Source organism: Rossellomorea marisflavi, assembly GCF_009806575.1.
Classification (GTDB): Bacteria; Bacillota; Bacilli; order Bacillales; family Bacillaceae_B; genus Rossellomorea; species Rossellomorea marisflavi_A.
Map to the genome: position 1 here is coordinate 1,061,607 of NZ_CP047095.1, position 19,532 is coordinate 1,081,138.

Consider the following 19,532-nt stretch of genomic DNA (forward strand, 5'->3'; position numbering starts at 1 on the left):
TAGTGAAGACGGAGGATTCCTCGCTTCCGGTCCTGTCGGCGAAACAGGAGCGGATCATCAGGAGGAAGCAAATCTGGGCAGGCATCAAGACAAACAAAATCCTGTACCTGATGATCCTCCCGGGAATTCTTTATTTCGTCATATTCAAATATCTGCCCATGGCGGGCCTGGTCATTGCGTTCCAAGATTATCAGCCGTATCTCGGAGTCCTGGAGAGTCCGTGGGTCGGGATGAAGCACTTCGTCCGGCTGTTCACCGAGCCGACCTTCTACATGCTATTGAAGAATACGCTCATCCTGTTCGGACTCAATATCTTCATCTTCTTCCCGCTGCCGATCATCCTCTCACTCATGCTCAATGAGGTGAGGAACAGGTACTTCAAGGCGGGGATCCAGACGCTCATCTACATTCCGCACTTTATGTCCTGGGTAATCATCGTATCGATCTCCTATGTGTTCCTGAATGTGGACGGAGGCATCATCAATGAACTCCTGGCATCCCTCGGGTTCAACAAGATCAGCTTCCTGACTTCACCCGACTGGACGCGTACGATCTATATCGGACAGGTGATCTGGAAGGAGCTCGGCTGGTCGACGATCATTTATCTCGCTGCCATCACCGCCGTCGATACCCAACTCTATGAAGCGGCCGAGATGGACGGGGCAGGCAGATTGCGCAAGACGTGGCATGTGACGCTTCCGGCCATCCGCCCGGTCATCATCGTTCTATTAATCTTGAAGATCGGTTCCACCCTCGACCTTGGGTTCGAACACGTGTATCTTCTATTAAACTCCCTGAATCGTCAGGTGGCGGAAATCTTCGATACGTATATCTATACGGCCGGTCTCCGGAACGGTCAGCTCAGCTTCAGTACAGCCGTCGGCCTGTTCAAGGGATTGGTGGGACTCGTTCTCGTGATCCTGGCCAACAAGCTTGCCAAGAAATTCGGCGAAGACGGGGTGTATTAACATGGGGAGGCAGACGAGATGAAGTCCGTTGAGAAGCTCAATGCCATCTGTATCCTGTTACTGAAGCTTGTGTATGTGAATGCCCTTTGGCTCCTGTGCACCCTGTGCGGTGGCGTGATCTTCGGCATCGGTCCTGCAACATATGCAGCGGTGAGCGTCTGCCGTCAGTGGGTCCGGGGGAAGGACGTTCCTGTTGCTTCGACGTTCTGGCAGTACGTAAAGGAAGGGTTCCGGGAATCGACGGCTACGAGCCTGCTGTACATGCTCGCAGGCACGGTCCTGATCGTTGATCTTCTTTTCGTGACGCAGTGGTACGTGAAGGGACTCCTCTTCCTTCTGCTGTTCGCATATGGATTGTCCCTGCTGTTCATCTTCCCGGTCATGGCGAACTACGATGTGAAAGGGATGTTCTTCAAGATCAAAACGGCCTTCTGGATCGGCCTGTCATTCCTGCAGTACTCACTCGTGACGACCCTGATCATAGCCGTGTTTTATGGTCTATTCTGGTCGATCTTTCCTGGTATTCTCGTATTCTTGGGAGCAAGCCTTCCACTCTTCCTGCTTGCATGGATGGGCAATCAGGTGTTCACAAGAATGGAAGCGCTTCATCATAATGAAACCAAACAATTAAAAAGGGGGAAACACAATGAACAAACGCATGATCTCAAGATTGGGTAGCGTCGGACTTGCCGGGATGCTGCTTCTTGCCGGCTGCAGTGGGGAAAAAGGGTCCAGCTCTTCATCGGAAGGAGGGGACGGGAAGGTCACATGGATGAACATCCTGCACACCGCCTCGCCGCCTACAGACACCATCGTGGATGAAATCGAGAAGAAGACCGATACGAAACTCGAATTCTCTTGGGTGCCCGATGCGTCAAAGGAAGAGCGGATCAACACCGCCATCGCGTCTGATTCCCTGGCCGATATCGTGACGATCACCATGATGGATAATTCCTCGGTGCGAAACGCCATGAAGTCCGGCATGTTCTGGAATGTAGAGGACTATCTTGATGATTACCCGAATCTGAAGGACATTTCGGAGGATGTAAGGAAGTCGGCATCCATTGAAGGGAAGCTGTACGGGGTGCCGTTCCAGAAAGATTTGTCGCGGATCGGGATTGTCATCCGCAAAGACTGGCTCGACAATCTCGGACTCGACATGCCGAAAACAACAGAGGATCTCATGAAGGTGGCCCAGGCGTTCACCGAGGATGATCCCGACGGGAACGGCAAGGACGATACGGTAGGATTGCTCGACCGGAGCGACCTGGTGTATAGCTCGTTCAAGACGCTTGCCACCTACTTCGGAGCCCCGAATAAATGGGATGTCGACGAACAAGGCAACTTCACACCGGAATTCGAAACAGAAGGATATGTCAAAGCCATGGACTACCTGAAGAAGATGTATGACAACGGTTGGGTGAACAAGGACTTTGCCGTCATGGCGAAGACCGACCAGCAGCAAACGTTCGCCCAAGGGAAAGCCGGGATCTACTTCGGTGGATTATTCGACGGGCAGAACTTCCAGAACATGGCCAAAGGCATCCAGGATGATATGGAGCTTGATCTCATCAACGACATGACGTCAACAGACTACAACAAGCGCGTGATCTGGTCTGAAGGGAACGGTGTCGGCGGCGTTCTTGCCTTCCCTCGCTCTGAAGTAAAGGACGAAGCCGAGTTGAAGAAGATCCTTCAGTTCGTCAATGATCTCCATGATGAAGAGCTGTATAGCCTGATGACCTATGGAATCGAAGGAACGCATTATGAAGAAGATGCCGACGGCCTGTACAAAATCATCGACCAGAATCTTTGGCAGCAGGAAGTACAGCCACTTGCAGCTTCAAGGCCGCGGGAAACGGGATATGAATCAAAAGATCCAAACCCGATCAAGCAGAAATCCAATGAAATGATTGCCGAAAATGCTGACTATGCCGTCCTGAACCCGGCCGTCCCACTCGAGTCTGGAACCTACTCAAGCCAAGGAACCGAGCTTCAGAAGATCATCACCGATGCCACCTATCAGTACATCCTCGGAGAGATCGACATGAAAGGATTCAAGAAAGCCGTCCAATCATGGGAAGACCAGGGGGGGAAAACCATCAAGGAAGAGTACAAAGAAGCCTACAAGGCGAGTCAATGATCATCGAGGAGGGTGGGGCACGAGACCTCCCTCCTTTCCTACTTTGTTAAAGGAGAGTGTGAAGGCATGACCAACGAAACATGGGCAACGAAAACAGCGGACTCCATCATGGAACGGACGCCGAGGCTTTATGAAGAAAGGGGCTATAACGAAAAATGGTCCTATGATTACGGCGTCATCCTGAGAGGGTTTGAGTCCCTCTGGAAGCGGACGGGGGACGAACGGTATTTGGCGTACATCAGAGAGAATATGGATCACTTTATAAAGGAAGATGGAAGCATCCTCGGCTACCGGCTGGAAGAGTTCAATATCGATCACATCAACAACGGCAAGCTCCTGTTCCTGCTCCACAAGGAAACAGGCGACGAGAAATACAGGAAGGCGGCGGACCTTTTAAGGGAACAGCTGTCCCGGCATCCGCGGACGTCGGAAGGGGTGTTTTGGCATAAACAGATTTATCCTCATCAGATCTGGCTCGACGGACTGTATATGGGAACGCCGTTCTATGCACAGTACCTCATGACTTGGAACGGCGGGGAAGGGATCGAGGACATTATCCGTCAGTTCCGTGTAAGTTACGGGCGGTTGTTGAACCGGGAGACCGGCCTTCTGCATCACGCGTGGGATGAGAAAAAGCAGCAGCCATGGGCCCATGAAGGAACCGGTTTGTCAGCCAATATTTGGGGAAGATCCGTCGGCTGGTACGTCATGGCCCTTGCCGATACGCTGGAGATCCTGCCAGAGGACACGGCGGGAAGGGACGATCTCGCGACGATGCTCGAATCCATCCTCACAAAGGTGAAATCACTGCGGGACGAAACCGGCGTCTGGTATCAGGTGCTCGATCAGGGCGGACGGAAAGGGAATTACCTTGAAGCTTCCTGCAGCAGTATGTTCGTCTATGCCATGGCCAAAGGGATCCGTCTCGGAGTATTGGATCGTGAGGAGTGGGAAGCAGATGTCGCCGCATCCCGGAAAGGCCTTATATCAGAATTCGTCCTCCTGACGAATGAAGGGTTGGTGAACCTGAACAAAAACTGTCAGGTCGCCGGGCTCGGCGGCGCTGATCAAAGGGACGGTTCCTACGCGTACTACATCAGCGAGCCGATCATCTGCAACGATCAAAAAGGACTCGGAGCATTCCTCCAGGCCCTATGCGAATGCGAAGCGGTACTGGAAGGGGGAGACGCTTCATGTCTGTCTACGACATCACCGAGTTTGGAGCTGTAAGCAAAGGCAGGATCTGTACCGAAGCGATCCAGCGCGCCATCGATGAAGCGGAGCGCCATGGCGGTGGGAGGGTGGTCGTACCTGCAGGTGAATTCCTGACGGGCGCCCTATTCCTGAAGAGTCACATCGAGCTCCACCTGATGATGGGGGCGACCCTTCTGTTCTCCGATCGCCAGGAGGATTATCCCGTCGTGGCATCACGCTGGGAAGGCGTGAACCGCGATGTCTATGCCTCATGCCTGTACGCGGAGGATGCCGAACAGATCGCGGTCACGGGTTACGGGATGATCGACGGGAACGGGGAAGAATGGTGGCAGGTGTTCCGCAACGAACGGGACCGCCTCCTCTACCCGCGACCGAAGCTCATCAGCTTTGACCGCTGCAAGGGAATCACCCTTCGCGATGTGCATCTGAAGGACTCCCCGAGCTGGACCGTCAATCCCATCCGTTCCGAGAATATCACCATCGACAATGTGACGATCCTGAACCCTGCCGACTCCCCGAACACCGACGGCATCGATCCCGAGTCGTGCAAGAATGTGCGGATCAGCAACTGCCATATTGATGTCGGGGACGACTGCATCGCCATCAAATCCGGGACAGAGGATTCCACGGACCGCACTCCGTGTGAGAACATCACGATTACGAACTGCACGATGGTCCACGGTCACGGTGCCGTCGTCCTTGGGAGTGAGATGAGCGGTGATATCCGCAACGTCACCATTTCAAACTGCGTCTTCCAGGACACCGACCGCGGCATCCGCCTAAAGTCGAGACGGGGAAGGGGCGGCATCGTCGAAGATATCCGCGTGACGAATATCGTCATGGACAATGTGATCTGTCCTTTCATACTCAACCTCTACTACTTCTGCGGTCCGCGCGGGAAGGACCAATACGTATGGGACAAAAATCCGTATCCGGTCACGGACGAAACGCCGATGTTCCGGCGCATCCACTTCTCCCATATCACGGCGAGACGGGTCCATGCGGCAGCGGGATTCATCTACGGACTCGCCGAGCAGCACGTATCGGACGTCAGCTTCCAGCACATCGATATCTCCATGGCGGATGATGCCATCCCGGGTAAGCCGGCCATGATGACCGGTATCGAGGATATGGCAAAACGGGGCTTTTTCATCGGCTGCTCAAGCGACCTCCATTTCGACCGCGTCACGATCGAGAATCATGAAGGACCGCCGTTCCACGTGGAAAACAGCGGTACGATCACTGTCAGGGACTGCCTGTCGAAGACTGCAAGCGGCAGTGAAGCGGTGGAAGTGACGCTCTCATGACCGCCTCTCTGCGGGAAAAACTCCTCTTGCTCCTCGGAGATCCGCCTCCGGAAGCCACGCTTCAAGGGACCATGCTTTCAAAGGAGAAGGGGGATGCATATGAAACGGAGCATCTCATGATCGACCTGAACGGGATGGAGAGCGTCCCTGCCATCCTCCTCACACCGTTGAACCGCTCGGGCCCGCACCCTGTCGTCGTCTACCAGCATTCACACGGGGGCGACTTCGACACGGGCAAACACGAGCTGCCGGAGAGTGCCGGCTACCTGCAGGACCCTTCTTTTGCAAGGGAGCTTACGGCCATGGGATATGCCGTCCTGGCCATCGATCATTGGGGATTCGAAGAGAGGAAAGGAAAGCTCGAAAGCGAATTGGTTAAAGAGATGCTGTTATACGGCCGCACCCTTTGGGGCATGCGCCTCTTCGATAGCATGAGGCTCCTGGATTACATCGCAACGAGGAAAGACCTTGATGACACACGTATCGCGACCATCGGAATGAGCATGGGCGGCCTACTGAGCTGGTGGCTTGCGGCCCTCGATGAGCGCGTGAAGGTGACGATCGATATCGCAGCCCAGGTGGATACGGAAACCCTGCTCGAGAAAAGGGGGCTCGATCATCACGGCTTCTACTATTACGTCCCGGGTCTGCTGAAGGCATGTTCCACCTATGACATCCAGGAAATGATCGCTCCACGTCCCCGCCTCAGCCTCACGGGGGAAAGCGACCGGATGTGCCCGGTGGAAGGGGCGCGATATCTGGATAGAGAACTGACCAAGGCTTACGCCGGTGAGGGCTGCCCCGATCATTGGGAGGGCAGGATCCTGACCGGGGGCCACCAAGAGACGAAGGAGATGAGGGAAACATGGAAAACCTTTCTGAGAAAACATCTGTAAAAGAAACGCGCATGGTTGTCGGGAAATCCGGTGTTGGCACCGTATCGACGATTGGAGAAGCACTGGAGCGCTGCAAGGGGATCGAGGGGCCGGTCCGCATCACGATCCTGAGCGGAGTCTACCGGGAGCGCCTGGCCATTTATCAAAACAACCTGATCCTGAGCGGGATCGGCGACGTGGAAATCGTCGACGGCCGCTATGCGAGGGAGCCTGATGGAAACGGCGGGGAAATCGGCACATTCCGGACCGCCACCGTATTCATCAATGCCGAGAACGTGCTGATTGAAAACATCACCATCACCAATGACGCAGGACCGGGTGAAGTGGTCGGGCAGGCCGTCGCCATGTATTCAGAAGGGGATTGTGTGACATTCAAGAACTGCCGCTTCAAAGGCTATCAGGATACGATCTGTCTCGGACCCCTTCCGGAAGTCCAGAAAACCGGTCTTCCCTTTTGCACCCCCCAGTTGAAGGTCCGCTTCGAGAAAAGCAGGGCCGAATTCCACTCCTGCATGATCGAGGGGACGATTGATTTCATTTTTGGGGGAGGGGAAGGGCTTTTCCAACAGTGTGAAATCAAATCCCTCAAGCGACCCGATGACGGGGTTGGCTTCATTTCCGCAGCGTCGACACCAGAAGGGCAGGAACGCGGATTGATCTTCGAGGAATGCTACATCACGGCAGAAGAAGGAACGGGGAACGTCTACCTCGGACGGCCGTGGCGGGCGTATGGAAAGACCGTCTTCTCCCGCTGCTGGATGGGGGCGCATCTTCACCCGGAACGATGGGATGATTGGGACAAAGCATCGAACCGCCTCACCACCACCTACGTGGAAGACCGCAACCACTACGAAGGAGACGGTGCGTTCGTCATCCCGGATTGGATCACGTTCATCGAGGAGGAAGAGGGGTGACAAGGAAGCGGGAGCTCCTCGTCACCCTGTCCGGGGGCTTCCTCTGCCTCTTTTTCCTCGGAGGGTTTGCCCTTACGATCCTGCCCATGGACGAAGCGACCTATTCCGACAAGGTCTTCCCCCTTTTGCAGGGGAACCTTCCGGGGGATGAGCTCGGCCGGAATTTCGAGGCGGTCAAAACACTGTCAACATGGTTTGCCATCACCCTTCTCGTGGTCCTCTGCCTGATTGCTCTGGCCTCTTTCTTCCTGAAAGGAAACCGGAATCCGGGAAGGGCCGGAATCATCCTGATAGCCGCGGGAGGAGCCACGCTGATCGGCACCCAGCTTGTCGCCTTCCCTCTGGCGTTCCTCTTCTTCCTCGCTGCCGCCCTCTGTTTTTTCCGAAAACAACCGAACAGGAAAGGAGTCACACATGCCTAAAACGATCATCACCAATCCCGTATTGCCTGGATTTCATCCGGATCCGAGTCTTCTCCGGGTGGAGGACACCTACTACATCGCCGTCTCCACATTCGAGTGGCTACCAGGCGTCCGTATCTATGAATCACGCGATCTCGTCAACTGGGTACACAAATCCGATCCTCTCACCGATCAGGTGGACCTCCGGGGAATCCGAAGAACGGTAGCATCTGGGCTCCGCAGATCAACTACTCAGACGGACTCTATTATCTCGTTTATACCGATGTGAAAAGTACGAGGAGGCCGTTCAAGGACAGCCATAATTATGTCATCACGGCACCTGATCTCAGCGGCCCGTGGTCGGAGCCCGTCTACCTCAACAGCAGCGGCTTCGACCCATCGCTCTTCCATGATGAAGACGGGAAAACATGGCTCCTCAATGAAATCTGGGATTACCGGATGACGACGGGGAACAAGTCGGCAGGAATCGTTTTACAAGAATACGATCGTACGAGGCAAGCGCTCACAGGTCCAGTCCATAAGATCTTCGACGGCACCGAGCTTGCCAAAACGGAAGCGCCCCATCTGTATCGCCATAACGGCTATTACTATCTGATCACGGCAGAAGGAGGGACGGGAGCGGGCCACGCCATCACGGTCTGCCGTTCCCGCTCCATCACGGGCCCCTATGAAGTGGACCTGGAATACCCGATGCTCACGGCCCGGGATAAGCCGGAGTCACCCCTTCAATGCGCCGGCCACGGCAGCATCATCCAGTCACCCGAGGGCAAATGGTATATGGCCTATCTATGCACCCGACCCCTCGGTGGTAGAGGGGCGATCCTCGGTCGCGAGACGGCGATCCAGGAAGTGACATGGAGCGAAGACGGGTGGCTAAGGCTTGCAGACGGGGGAAATGGTCCGAGTCTGCAGACGGCCATTGAGACGAAAGAACCTGTCCGTCAGGTCAAGCCCACCGATTTCCACGATGATTTCCAAGGAAATCTTCACAGGGAATGGAACACCCTGCGCATTCCACAGGACCCCTCATGGTGCGACCTGACAAGCCGTGAGGGAATTCTCCGCCTATGGTCCGGCGGCTCGCCGCACTCCCTGTTTGATCATCACATCCTCGCCGTGCGCCAGAAGGATTTCTTTTACGAGGCCGAGACGAGGATTGAGTATGAGCCAGAGACGTTCAATCAGCTCGCAGGTCTTATGCTTTATCTCGATGATGAGAATTATCTCTACTGCTATCTCACCCGGGATGAATCCGGACTGGTTCTGCGGCTGCTTTCATGTGATGGAGGGGAATCGACGCTTCATCCGGTCATGATCGAGCTTGGGGATGGCGCCATTGATCTAAAGGTGGAAGGTCACGGGAGCGAGGCGAGGTTCTCCTATCGCAGTTCGTCAGAATGGCTCCCGGTAGCCGATGCCATCCCGGTTCACTTTTTATCAGGTGGGTTCACCGGAACCTATATCGGCCTCGCCGCCCACGATATGGATACCCAATCCGGTTCCCATGCCGACTTCCATCATTTCACGTACCGGGGGAAAGATGAAGAGCAGGGAATTGGAGAATCCGGAGAGTGGATGGTGAATTTCAGAGATTCGTGAAACCTTGCATGGTCCTTTTTCGTAAAGGTAGAAAAAGGGAGTGAATCCATGAACCGGTTCAGAACGATCGCGTTTTTCCTGGCGGCCCTGATCATCCTCTCCGGATGCCGCGTCGAATGGTCCAGCTCGACTGGCAAGGTGGAAGAAGAAGAGCAGGGGTTCACCCTCGACCTGTACAACAATCTTGAAAAAGGCATGACCTACCCTGAAGTCGTGGAGGTAATGGGTCAACCGGGCGTACCGGAAGGGGAGGAAGACAACGGGGAAAATGATTCAGTCTACAGATGGGAAGAGGAAGAGAAGATGGTGATCATTTCCTTCCAGCGAGGGCGGCTTATAATGAAAGAGCAGTTTGGGTTATGAAGAAATGCACCGTCAGCTGACGGTGCATTTTCTTTTGCGGCTTATCAACGCAGAAGGATCTCAAACGAGGTATAAAAAGTAAATACGCATACCGCGACAAGCAGACTGGCTAAAACCTTTTTATTATTCTTGTACTCTTCAATCCCCATGACAAGCATCGCACCGCCCATGAATAGAAGCATAAGGGGTGCATAACTGAAATCATCCGACAGCATTCCGTAAAGAGCGAATGAGATGGTAATGATGGCAAACAGAAAACGCAGGATCTTTAACAAGGAAAGGCCTCCAATTAACGTACTGTGTTCACCGTACCATACATGACGACTTTTAAAAATCCCCTTGAAAAACATTTTATACCATATTACCTTCAAGTGGAGGGGGAGATCGACATGATGATAGAAGAGGTTCCAGAGCTGAGAATCGCCTATTTCAGGAACATAGGCCCGTATGGAGGAGAAGCAAATAAGGAACTTATGGAAAAGGTGAAATCGTGGGCAAGAAAGAATGACATCCTGGAGAATTCGGTGATACTCGGAATCCCACAGGACCACCCGGATCTCACACCACCGGAAGCCTGCCGCTACGACACAGCCGTGGTGGTTGCCGCAGAGATCGAGGTGACCGGAGGTGCAATGGAGGGGATATTTACAGGGGGGAAATACGCCGTATTCACACTGGACCACACCGAAGAAGCCATAACGGAATGGTGGAAACACATGCCATCGGATATTGAAAAGAGCGGTTTATCCATAAGAAACCAGCCCATCGTCGAACGATACACCGATGAACTGATCAGGCAGCATCGGTGTGAAATGCTCGTTCCTGTTCAATAAGGTCCGGTTGTGACAGAAACTGCTAAACATTCAATTGTGAACGATAAGAAGCACCATGACCGAAAAGTGCAATGAAGCGGAGGGCGCCCGACTCCAACGGGAAAAGAGGGAAGATCGAGACCCCGGAAGCGCAGCTGAGGAGGCTCGACTCCCTCCCCGTGGAAAGCGGGCGCCCGCAGCGAAATGGAACGTCCAATAAGGAATGCAGACCCAATCCCAGACGTGAATTTCTAAACACCCAACATGGAATTTTATGTTAAACTAACACCAAACCCTGCCATCCGGCAGGCACTACTAAAACAGAGCGGCGGGATTCCATTGAACGATACAAAATCAGACTACATAAGCATAAAAGACCTTCTTTCCCTACCGACACTATCCGATGTCACCATCAACGAATGCGGCCAACGATCGGCTTTCGTCAAGCGGACAGCAGATTGGGAACGAGACGCATACATCACCCATATCGAAGTACATAAAAAAGGTGAAAAGACGGCCGAGGTCCGACCGGGCTTCCGTCCATCATGGTCGCCCTGTTCGGATCAGCTTGCCTTCATGCGTACACAGCCCAACGGAAATCAACTCTTCATACAGTCTATGAAAGAAAAGAAGCGAGTCCAACTGACGGATGTAGAAGGAGGGGTCGCTTCTTACAAATGGGATCCGACAGGCAAGGGATTCTACTACACCGCACCCACTCATACCGGGCATCACCGGCTCCATTATCTTGATCTTGAAGAGAGGGATTCACTCCTTCCTCTATTTGAAGAAGGAGTCCATGTTTTGGATTTTGATCTTTCCCTCGATGGAGGAAGGATCATTTTCCTGGCGAGTCCGGGACCGGATGCCGATGACGCTCACAAGGCGGAGATGTACTTGTTGAACAAGTTCACTGGAGTTGTGCAAAAGATTGAAGAAAGCAGGCGCCTTGGTGGACAGGTGAGCATGTCGCCGGAAGGGACACACATCTGCTATACGGTGAGTCGCGAGGAAAAGGATTACTACCGAACCCATATCCCAGACAGCACGCTCGAAATTCATGACCTGATGACGGGGGAAAGGGTGCAGCCCCTATCCGAAGCCGATTCCACTTGGATGCCGATCTGCTGGACAGAACAAGGAATCCTTGTGAAATGGCAGGACCGGACGAACGGGAGAATTGGGCTCATCCAACCGGATGGAAACCTGGAACCCTACAGTCATGAGGATGGCTACACGCTCGGAGCTTCCATATCATCAGACGGCCATCATCTGGCATGCCTGAAGGCACATCCGAATGAAACGGCGGAACTTTATGTGGATGGAGTGAAGGTGACCGATGAGAATGATCTGCTGAGTTCTAAGCGCATCAGCCGGAAAAAGGTGATCACTTGGTCCAATCACGATGGTGAAACGATTGAAGGGGTTCTATCCATACCTGAAGACATGGAACGAGATCGGGCGCATCCGCTCCTGGTCCTGGTCCATGGTGGTCCAAACTGGGCATCTTTCCCGTTTCAATCGACTTCCTTCAATGATAAGTATCCCGTCGAGTCGTTCATCGCACAGGGCTTCATCGTCCTTGAACCGAACTACAGGGGAAGCACGGGGTATGGAGATGCCTTCATGAACGCGAATGCCCGAAATCTGGGGATCGGTGATCATGAAGATATCATGTCAGGTGTCGACGCCCTGGTGGAGCAAGGAATCGTAGACCCGGACGCGGTCGGCATCATGGGGTGGAGCCAGGGAGGATTCATCACCGCGTTCTCGTCCATCTACAGCAACCGGTTCAAGGCGGCATCCGTCGGCGGAGGAATCAGCAACTGGGTGACGAACTACACGACGACCGACCTGCCCTCCAACGTCCTCAGCTATCTCGGTGACACCCCTTGGAATGACCCTGAAATCTATGCCAAGAGCTCACCGATATGGTATGTACAATCCGCACGCACACCGACGCTCATCCAGCACGGGGAAGCCGACGCAAGGGTGCCGGTTGAGAACGCCCATGAACTTTACAAAGGTCTGAAGGATCAAGGGGTGGAGGTTGAGTTCAAGCTCTTCAAAGGAATGGGCTATAGCTCTGACCATCCGAAGGTTCATAAATTGATCATGGAGCAAAACCTTGAATGGTTCACCCGTCATATTCTTGATGGAGGAAGGCAGAAACGTTGAACAGAGTAACCATTCTTTTTTTAGAAAGTGTGCTGAAGGGAGCACTGCAACCAAATGAACGGTTGTGGGTGGCAGGGAAGATTAGGAGTTGAACCCATCATTAAAAACCACTGAGTGCAATGAAGCGGAGGGCGTCCGACTCCAACGGGAAAAGAGGGAAGATCGAGACCCCGGAAGCGCAGCTGAGGAGGCTCGACTCCCTCCCCGTGGAAAGCGGGCGCCCGCAGCGGAATGGAACGGACTTCTCATTAATTCAAACTTTCTTCATGACGGGAGGAGTTTCATCAAATTCCCCTTTGACACAAGGAATTGATATTCAGTTTATATTCCCTTGATAGAATGATCCCGTAAGCTTAATCATTCTGTTCATAGGAGTTGTCATACATGAAGAAAGTATTAGCGCCCATCACCGCCTGGGTATCGACCAAGCGGGGGATGTGGATCACGATCATCACCTGGCTCGTGGTCATGATCGCCCTGAGTGCCGGACCAAAGCTCTCGGACTACAAGGTGTCGGATTTCCAGTCCCTGCCCGATGATGCCAAGTCCATCGTCGCAGACGAAAAAATAAAAGAGTACTTCCCGAACGACCAGGGAACCCCTGGGATCCTCGTCTTTCATAATGAAGATGGAAAGGTGAACACAGAGGATGCCAATGAGATCCTGGATGCGATCCGTGCTGAAAAGATCGAAGGCATCGATTCCATCGTGGACATCAGCAAGCTGCCGCCACCGGCCCTGAAAGGATTCACGTCGGAAGACGGTTCCACGATGATCGTTCCGATGAATCTCGAGAAAGACCTCGGGAATGACGAATACTCGACGATCATCGATAAAGCCTCCGAAATCGGGAACGACGTGGCGAAAGGTCAGGATGGTACAGATTTCTATATTACAGGTCCTGCCGGGATTGCCGGGGACACGGTGAAGCTCTTCGAAAGCGCAGACTTCGTCCTATTGATTGCGACCGTGCTCATCATCCTCGTGCTTCTGATTGCGATTTACCGTTCGCCGCTCCTGGCAATCATCCCGCTTCTCGCGACCGCCATTGTGTATCAGGTTGCCAACCAGGCCATTGCCCTTATGGGGTCGGCTGGTCTTGAGATCAACAACTCGACGACATCGATCATGAGCATCCTGCTCTTCGCCGCCGTTATCGACTATTCACTGTTCGTGTTCTCACGCTATCGTGAAGAGCTCAACCGCCATGAAAGCAAATATGAGTCCATGAAGCAGGCCATGAGGGCCACGGGAGAACCGGTCTTTTTCGCCGGGGGTACCGTGCTTGCCGCCATGCTCATCCTCTTCTTCGCGAATTTCCGTGATTACTCGAACTTCGCGCCGGTGTTCGGTATGGCCATGCTCGTGATCATGCTCGCATCCATCACCCTTGTCCCGGCATTGTTCACCCTGTTCGGACGGAAAGCCTTCTGGCCGAAAGTACCGAAATATGGCCAAGAGAAAGAAGTGAAGCACAAGTTCTGGGGACCGGTCGCCAAATTCGTGGTGAAGAAACCGCTGGTTGCCGGTGGGGCTGTCGCGGTGTTCATGATCATCACGGCCGCCAACGTCCTGAATCTTGATTTTGAATTCAATATGGTCAAATCCTTCCCGGATGATCTGCCATCCCGCGTTGGATATGAAATCGTCGAAGAACAGTTTGATAAAGGGGAACTCGCTCCTGCTACGTTCTTGGTGGAGAGCAAAAAAGAGCTCTCTGATGAATCCGTGAAGGCCCTTCAGGAAAAACTGGATTCCTATAAAGAAGTGGCATCGGTCAGGCTGACAGGGGTGACGGATGATCGTGACGCTGCATCGTACAGCATCGCGTTGAATACCGACCCTTACTCAGTGGAAGCGATGGATTTCATGAAAGAAATCCGCGACAATGGCGATCGCCTCCTGAAGGATGCATCGATCTCAGGTGATTCCCATGTAGCGGGTGTGACGGCGAAGCTCGTCGACGAACGCGACGTGAACAACCGGGATATTTTAACCATTGTTGTCCTGGAGAGCGTCCTGATTCTTGCCCTTCTTTTCTTCCTGACCCGTTCATGGAAGATGCCGCTCTACATGATGGCGACGATCCTGATTTCATACGCATCGGCACTGGGTGCGGGACTTTTCCTCATCGACGTGTTCTTCGGATATGATGCCATCAGCACGAGGGTGCCGGTCTATGCCTTCATCTTCCTCGTCGCCCTCGGGATCGATTACAACATCATCCTTGTCTCGCGCTTCATGGAAGAACGCAGGGTGCACGGGGTGAAGAAAGGACTCGAGATCGCCATACGCAATACAGGAGGCGTCATCTCGTCGGCCGGGGTCATCCTTGCGGCAACGTTCGCAGCCCTCATGACGATGCCGATCGCCGACCTGTTCATCTTCGGATTCATGGTATCGATCGGGATCCTGATCGACACCTTCCTGGTCCGCGGCATGCTGCTTCCGGCCCTCATCCTCTTCTTTGAGAAGGATAAGAAGGAAGCAACGGAATAACGTGAAGAACCACAGGCTTATGAGGCCTGTGGTTTCTTTTAAACCAAACCGGAGAGAAGATAAAGGGCCATGGCCCAGATGAAAAGGGCAGAGCATTTGTTGAATACCGTCATCACTCTTCCAGCCGGATCAACATGCTTCATGGTAGATCCTGCGAAGATAAGTGCGAGGAACCATAGCCATGAAACACCGATACAGGCACAGGTGAATAGGAGTAGATCCATTCCGGTATATGCCAATGCGCTCGTCCCGATGACCCCGACCGTGTCAAGGATGGCGTGGGGGTTGAGGAGCGAGACGGAAAGGGCAAAGACCATCTGCTGTTTGAGCGGCATGGCACCATGAGTCGAAGCACTTGCTCCTTCGGTCTGCCAGAGGGTCCACCCCATATAGACCAAGAATAGGACTCCGCCGATGATCAATCCTGTCCGAAGCCAATCAAACGTAAAGACGATGACGGATAAGCCGGTGACTGATAACAGAATGAGTAGGGTATCGCACAGGGAAGCAGTGACTGCTGCTGGTAGTGCCTTCGGAAGGGAGGGTTGTGCTGCCCCTTGAGAAAAGACAAACACATTTTGCACACCTAAAGGAAGGATAAGACCGAATGCCAGTAGGATACCATGTAGAAGGGCGTCCATTGCACCATCTCCTTTCTTCTTTCATCATACTGTGTTACAACTAAAAGAAAACAACCAATTGGATGGTTTTTCACCCATCCAATTTTCAAAGGAGAACAGGATGGACTGGAAACCCAATCGTCACGCCGTGATCAGCATTCATCGGCAGATCACCGATCGGATTAAAGCCTTGATAGAAAGAGGGGATTGGAGCACCGATATGCGAATTCCCCCTCAAAGGAAGCTTGCAGAAGAATTCGATGTGAACCGAAGTACCATCCAGACAGCCTTGGATGAGTTGAAAGCAGACGGATATCTTGAAGGGAGGGTCGGTTCCGGCATCTATGTTACCGGGAATGCATGGAACCTTCTGATGGACCAAGCGCGTCCGAACTGGCAGCGTCACATTGAAACCGGCGTCCACAAGCCCAATTACCACACCATTCAATTGATCAATGACTATGAGCAAAAAGACGATATCATCAGACTCGGCACAGGAGAACTGTCACCGGACCTCCTACCTGCCAGGGAACTGGAAGAATCCCTTCGTTCCATTACCCTTGATGCACGGGCCATCGGATATTCATCGCCACAAGGCAGCATAAAGCTCCGGGAAGCCCTATCCGCCCGACTTGAGAAACGGGGTATCACGGTATCCTCTGATAATATCTTGATCGTTTCAGGAGCCCTGCAGGCCCTCCAACTCATCGCCGTCGGTTTGTTGGAGGAAGGGGCGACGGTGTTCCAGGAGGGTCCCTCCTATCTCAACTCTGTCCATCCGTTCCAATCAGCGGGCATGCGGATGCAAGCCGTGAACAGAGACGGAACGCTATCTTCCACGATCCGTAGCCTAAAGGGGCAATCCCTTTTTTATTGCGTCCCGACCCTGAATAATCCTACGGGTTACAGTTGGACAGTAGAGGAGAAAAAATCATTCTACACCCTCTGTCGTGACGCCCGGATTCCAATCATTGAAGACGACGTGTATCATGAACTTCAGTTCGGGGAAGGCAGTCCACCGTTGAAGGCCATGGATGAAGCAGGCCATGTCCTCTACCTGGGCAGTGTGTCGAAGACTTTAAGCCCCGGTCTTCGAATCGGATGGATCGTGGCCCCGACGCCTGTCATCAAGAGACTCGCTGATATCAAGATGCAGACCGATTATGGCTCAAGTGCGTTTTCACAAGAAATCGTCGCTCACTGGATGATGTCCGGAAGGTATGATCGGCATGTGGAGAGGCTTCGTACGCGTCTGCAGGAGAGGGCGGAACGAATGGAAAAGATCTTATTGCGGCAGTATCAGGATATTGCTACGTGGAATCATCCATCTGGAGGTTTCTATATCTGGATCAGATTCCATGCGCCCATTGTGAATAAAGCCTTGTTTCTGAAGGCGCTGCAGCGGAAAATCCTCTTGAATCCAGGATATATCTATGACCCAGGCGATGCTCATCACATCCGCTTGTCGTTTGCGTATGCATCGCTGGATGAGATGGAAATCGGCTTACATCAATTGCGTGAAATCATAAAAGAAAGGAGGGATGCGCCATGAAGATCCTCGTCGTAGATGATGATCTCCATATCCAGCGTCTCGTGTCCATCCATCTCACCAAAGAAGGCTACCACGTGCTGAAGGCATCGGATGCCGATGAAGCCCTGCACCTGTTGGAGGAAGAAAGGGTGGATCTCGCCATCGTCGACGTGATGATGCCCGGGATGAATGGGTTCGATTTGACGAAGATCCTGACGGAGGACCTGTCCACCCCCGTCATCCTCCTGACCGCAAAAGGACAGCTTGAGGATAAGGAAAAAGGATTTCTTTCCGGGACGGAGGATTACATCGTGAAGCCCTTCGAACCGAAGGAGCTCCTCTTCCGCGTCCAGGTGATCCTGAGGCGCTACGAGCGCAGTATGCGGGATGAAATCGTGATGGGGAACACGTCCATCAACCGCAAGACCTTCGAGGTGGTCATCAATCAGGAAACGCTGATCCTGCCCCTGAAGGAATTCGAAATCCTCTATACCCTGATGGGACGGGCCAATAAGGTGACGTCCCGGGGGCTCTTGATCGAAGAGATCTGGGGCCTTGAGGAAGAAGGGACCGAGCTTCGACTCAACACCCATATGAACCGGATCCGGGACCGCCTGAAAAAGCACGGCGCGAGCATCGAGATCCAGACGGTCCGCGGTGTCGGCTACCGGTTGGAGGGAGCGCAATGAAGACCTTGTACAAGCAGTTCATCGCCGCCACTCTCCTGATCCTGGTCGTCAGCACCGTCCTCGGCTTTTTCCTCGCCAACTTCTTCTATATGAACTATACGAAGAAGAAAACCGATCAGCAGCAGGAGGACCGGGCGCGGGAGATCGTGAAGGTCCTCGACTCCATGCACCACTCCGGGGAGAGTTTCGACCGTTATCTTGATTCGATCTCGAAGCTCGGCTATCAGATTTATGTGACAGACGGACAAGGTGACGAGCGTTTCTACGGCCTGCCTTTTAAAAATGATGAGTTCCCGGAAGAAGCAGAACGGGTCCTGACCGATGGGGACGTCTACCACGGCATCAGCAATTTCTCGACCATGAACTTCATGTTCGGACATTTCTCCAATGAGCTGCAGAATACGGTAGGAGTGCCGTTCGAGTACGAGGGGAAACCATACGGCCTCTTCATCCGGTCCGATACGAAGCTTCTGGCATCGGACTTTCATACGGTCCTTGCCGGGTTCATCGCCGTCATCGCCATACTCAACATTGTCGGCATGATGATGCTTGCCAAGCAGCTCACCCGTCCGATTTCGAAGCTGACGGAAGCGACGAGGCAGGTGTCACAGGAGAACTTCAGCTACCCCATCGATATCCACCGGAAGGACGAGATCGGGGAGCTGTCCGAGAGCTTCCACCGCATGCAGGATCAGCTTCTTCATAATGATCGGGCCAGGAAGTCGTTCATCAGCTCCGTCTCCCATGACTTCCAGTCGCCCCTCATGAACATACAGGGCTATGCGGGTCTGTTGAAGACCGCAGAAGGGGAGGAAGAACGGATTGAATATGCCGAGGTGATCGAGAGGGAGACGAAGCGGCTGTCGAATCTGACCAAGCAGCTCCTGCTCCTCACCTCCCTGGACCAGGAAGCCTACCCTCTCAAGGTCACGGATTTCCGTCTGGATGAACAGCTGAAAGCCGTCATCCGGAAGTACCGCTGGCGGATGGATGAGGAAGGGATCGAGCTCTCCTACAAACTTCCGGCCGTTGCCATCAGGGCGGACGAAGAGCTCCTGGAGAACGTATGGGAAAATCTCCTCACCAACGCCATCAAATACAACCGTGAAGACGGGACGATCGGAATCACCCTCGAGCAGGACGGGGAGACCCGGGTCATCATCAGCGACACGGGAATCGGCATCTCAGGAGACGAAGTGTCACAGGTGTTCGATAAATTTTACCGCGTCGATGATTCGCGGACAAAAGAGGGGACGGGTCTCGGCCTTTCCATCGTGCGGCAGATCATCTCCCTTCATGGAGGAGAAGTGGCCATCGAAAGCGAATTGGGTAAAGGAACGCGCTTCATCATCACCCTGCCTTCAAAGGAGAATTAA

At 53.4% G+C, this 19,532-nt stretch carries 17 protein-coding genes and 1 pseudogene; 16 read left to right on the forward strand and 2 right to left on the reverse strand.

The window, feature by feature from the left end; genetic code table 11:
- Positions 1-110: 110 nt before the first annotated feature.
- The 10 genes and pseudogenes from D5E69_RS05565 to D5E69_RS05610 all read left to right on the forward strand — a co-directional run bounded on the left by D5E69_RS05565 (position 111) and on the right by D5E69_RS05610 (position 9,827).
- Positions 111-968 (forward strand): ABC transporter permease, encoded by an 858-nt coding sequence (locus D5E69_RS05565; protein WP_231578974.1) that lies wholly within the window; start codon positions 111-113, stop codon positions 966-968.
- A gap of 18 nt (positions 969-986) precedes the next feature.
- Positions 987-1,646, forward strand: a complete 660-nt coding sequence (locus D5E69_RS05570; RefSeq protein WP_048005287.1) for a YesL family protein — start codon at positions 987-989, stop codon at positions 1,644-1,646.
- Positions 1,615-3,111, forward strand: a complete 1,497-nt coding sequence (locus tag D5E69_RS05575; RefSeq protein ID WP_048005286.1) for an extracellular solute-binding protein — start codon at positions 1,615-1,617, stop codon at positions 3,109-3,111. The genes D5E69_RS05570 and D5E69_RS05575 overlap by 32 nt, the downstream gene beginning before the upstream one ends.
- Before the next feature lie 66 nt (positions 3,112-3,177).
- Positions 3,178-4,341, forward strand: a complete 1,164-nt coding sequence (locus D5E69_RS05580) for a glycoside hydrolase family 88/105 protein (RefSeq protein WP_048005285.1) — start codon at positions 3,178-3,180, stop codon at positions 4,339-4,341.
- A complete protein-coding gene (locus D5E69_RS05585; RefSeq protein WP_063190817.1) occupies positions 4,305-5,633 on the forward strand; it encodes a glycoside hydrolase family 28 protein in 1,329 nt (442 codons plus the stop codon). Before D5E69_RS05580 ends, D5E69_RS05585 begins: the two co-directional genes overlap by 37 nt.
- Positions 5,630-6,529: a dienelactone hydrolase family protein gene (locus tag D5E69_RS05590; RefSeq protein WP_048005283.1), complete on the forward strand. Its 900-nt coding sequence runs from the start codon at positions 5,630-5,632 to the stop codon at positions 6,527-6,529. The genes D5E69_RS05585 and D5E69_RS05590 overlap by 4 nt, the downstream gene beginning before the upstream one ends.
- Positions 6,499-7,443: a pectinesterase family protein gene (locus D5E69_RS05595; RefSeq protein WP_053072441.1), complete on the forward strand. Its 945-nt coding sequence runs from the start codon at positions 6,499-6,501 to the stop codon at positions 7,441-7,443. The genes D5E69_RS05590 and D5E69_RS05595 overlap by 31 nt, the downstream gene beginning before the upstream one ends.
- Positions 7,440-7,865, forward strand: a complete 426-nt coding sequence (locus D5E69_RS05600) for a DUF4064 domain-containing protein (protein ID WP_053072440.1) — start codon at positions 7,440-7,442, stop codon at positions 7,863-7,865. The genes D5E69_RS05595 and D5E69_RS05600 overlap by 4 nt, the downstream gene beginning before the upstream one ends.
- Positions 7,858-9,464 (forward strand): annotated as a pseudogene (locus tag D5E69_RS05605) (glycoside hydrolase family 43 protein). Before D5E69_RS05600 ends, D5E69_RS05605 begins: the two are co-directional and overlap by 8 nt.
- Before the next feature lie 48 nt (positions 9,465-9,512).
- Entirely contained in the window at positions 9,513-9,827 is a 315-nt protein-coding gene (locus D5E69_RS05610; protein WP_048005281.1) for a hypothetical protein, read from the forward strand.
- A gap of 44 nt (positions 9,828-9,871) precedes the next feature.
- Here the strand turns inward: D5E69_RS05610 and D5E69_RS05615 are convergent, their stop codons facing one another.
- Positions 9,872-10,102 (reverse strand): DUF3953 domain-containing protein, encoded by a 231-nt coding sequence (locus D5E69_RS05615; RefSeq protein WP_048005280.1) that lies wholly within the window; start codon positions 10,100-10,102, stop codon positions 9,872-9,874.
- A 108-nt stretch (positions 10,103-10,210) separates the two neighbouring features.
- Here D5E69_RS05615 and D5E69_RS05620 point away from each other — a divergent pair, with 108 nt between their 5' ends.
- The 3 genes from D5E69_RS05620 (at position 10,211) to D5E69_RS05630 (ending at position 15,316) form a co-directional block, all read left to right on the forward strand.
- Positions 10,211-10,660: an AraC family transcriptional regulator gene (locus D5E69_RS05620; protein WP_048005654.1), complete on the forward strand. Its 450-nt coding sequence runs from the start codon at positions 10,211-10,213 to the stop codon at positions 10,658-10,660.
- A gap of 243 nt (positions 10,661-10,903) precedes the next feature.
- Positions 10,904-12,817: a S9 family peptidase gene (locus D5E69_RS05625; protein WP_159129387.1), complete on the forward strand. Its 1,914-nt coding sequence runs from the start codon at positions 10,904-10,906 to the stop codon at positions 12,815-12,817.
- A 384-nt stretch (positions 12,818-13,201) separates the two neighbouring features.
- Positions 13,202-15,316 (forward strand): MMPL family transporter, encoded by a 2,115-nt coding sequence (locus tag D5E69_RS05630; protein ID WP_063190813.1) that lies wholly within the window; start codon positions 13,202-13,204, stop codon positions 15,314-15,316.
- Positions 15,317-15,354: 38 nt separating this feature from the next.
- On the opposite strand, the gene D5E69_RS05635 is transcribed toward D5E69_RS05630, so the two are convergent.
- A complete protein-coding gene (locus tag D5E69_RS05635; RefSeq protein ID WP_048005277.1) occupies positions 15,355-15,957 on the reverse strand; it encodes a LysE/ArgO family amino acid transporter in 603 nt (200 codons plus the stop codon).
- A gap of 100 nt (positions 15,958-16,057) precedes the next feature.
- On the opposite strand from D5E69_RS05635, the gene D5E69_RS05640 reads away from it, so the two are divergent.
- The 3 genes from D5E69_RS05640 to D5E69_RS05650 are packed head-to-tail and all read left to right on the forward strand — an operon-like array spanning position 16,058 to position 19,532.
- Positions 16,058-17,488 (forward strand): aminotransferase-like domain-containing protein, encoded by a 1,431-nt coding sequence (locus tag D5E69_RS05640; RefSeq protein ID WP_159129388.1) that lies wholly within the window; start codon positions 16,058-16,060, stop codon positions 17,486-17,488.
- Positions 17,485-18,156 (forward strand): response regulator transcription factor, encoded by a 672-nt coding sequence (locus D5E69_RS05645; protein WP_159129389.1) that lies wholly within the window; start codon positions 17,485-17,487, stop codon positions 18,154-18,156. Before D5E69_RS05640 ends, D5E69_RS05645 begins: the two co-directional genes overlap by 4 nt.
- A complete protein-coding gene (locus tag D5E69_RS05650; protein WP_048005274.1) occupies positions 18,153-19,532 on the forward strand; it encodes a sensor histidine kinase in 1,380 nt (459 codons plus the stop codon). Before D5E69_RS05645 ends, D5E69_RS05650 begins: the two co-directional genes overlap by 4 nt.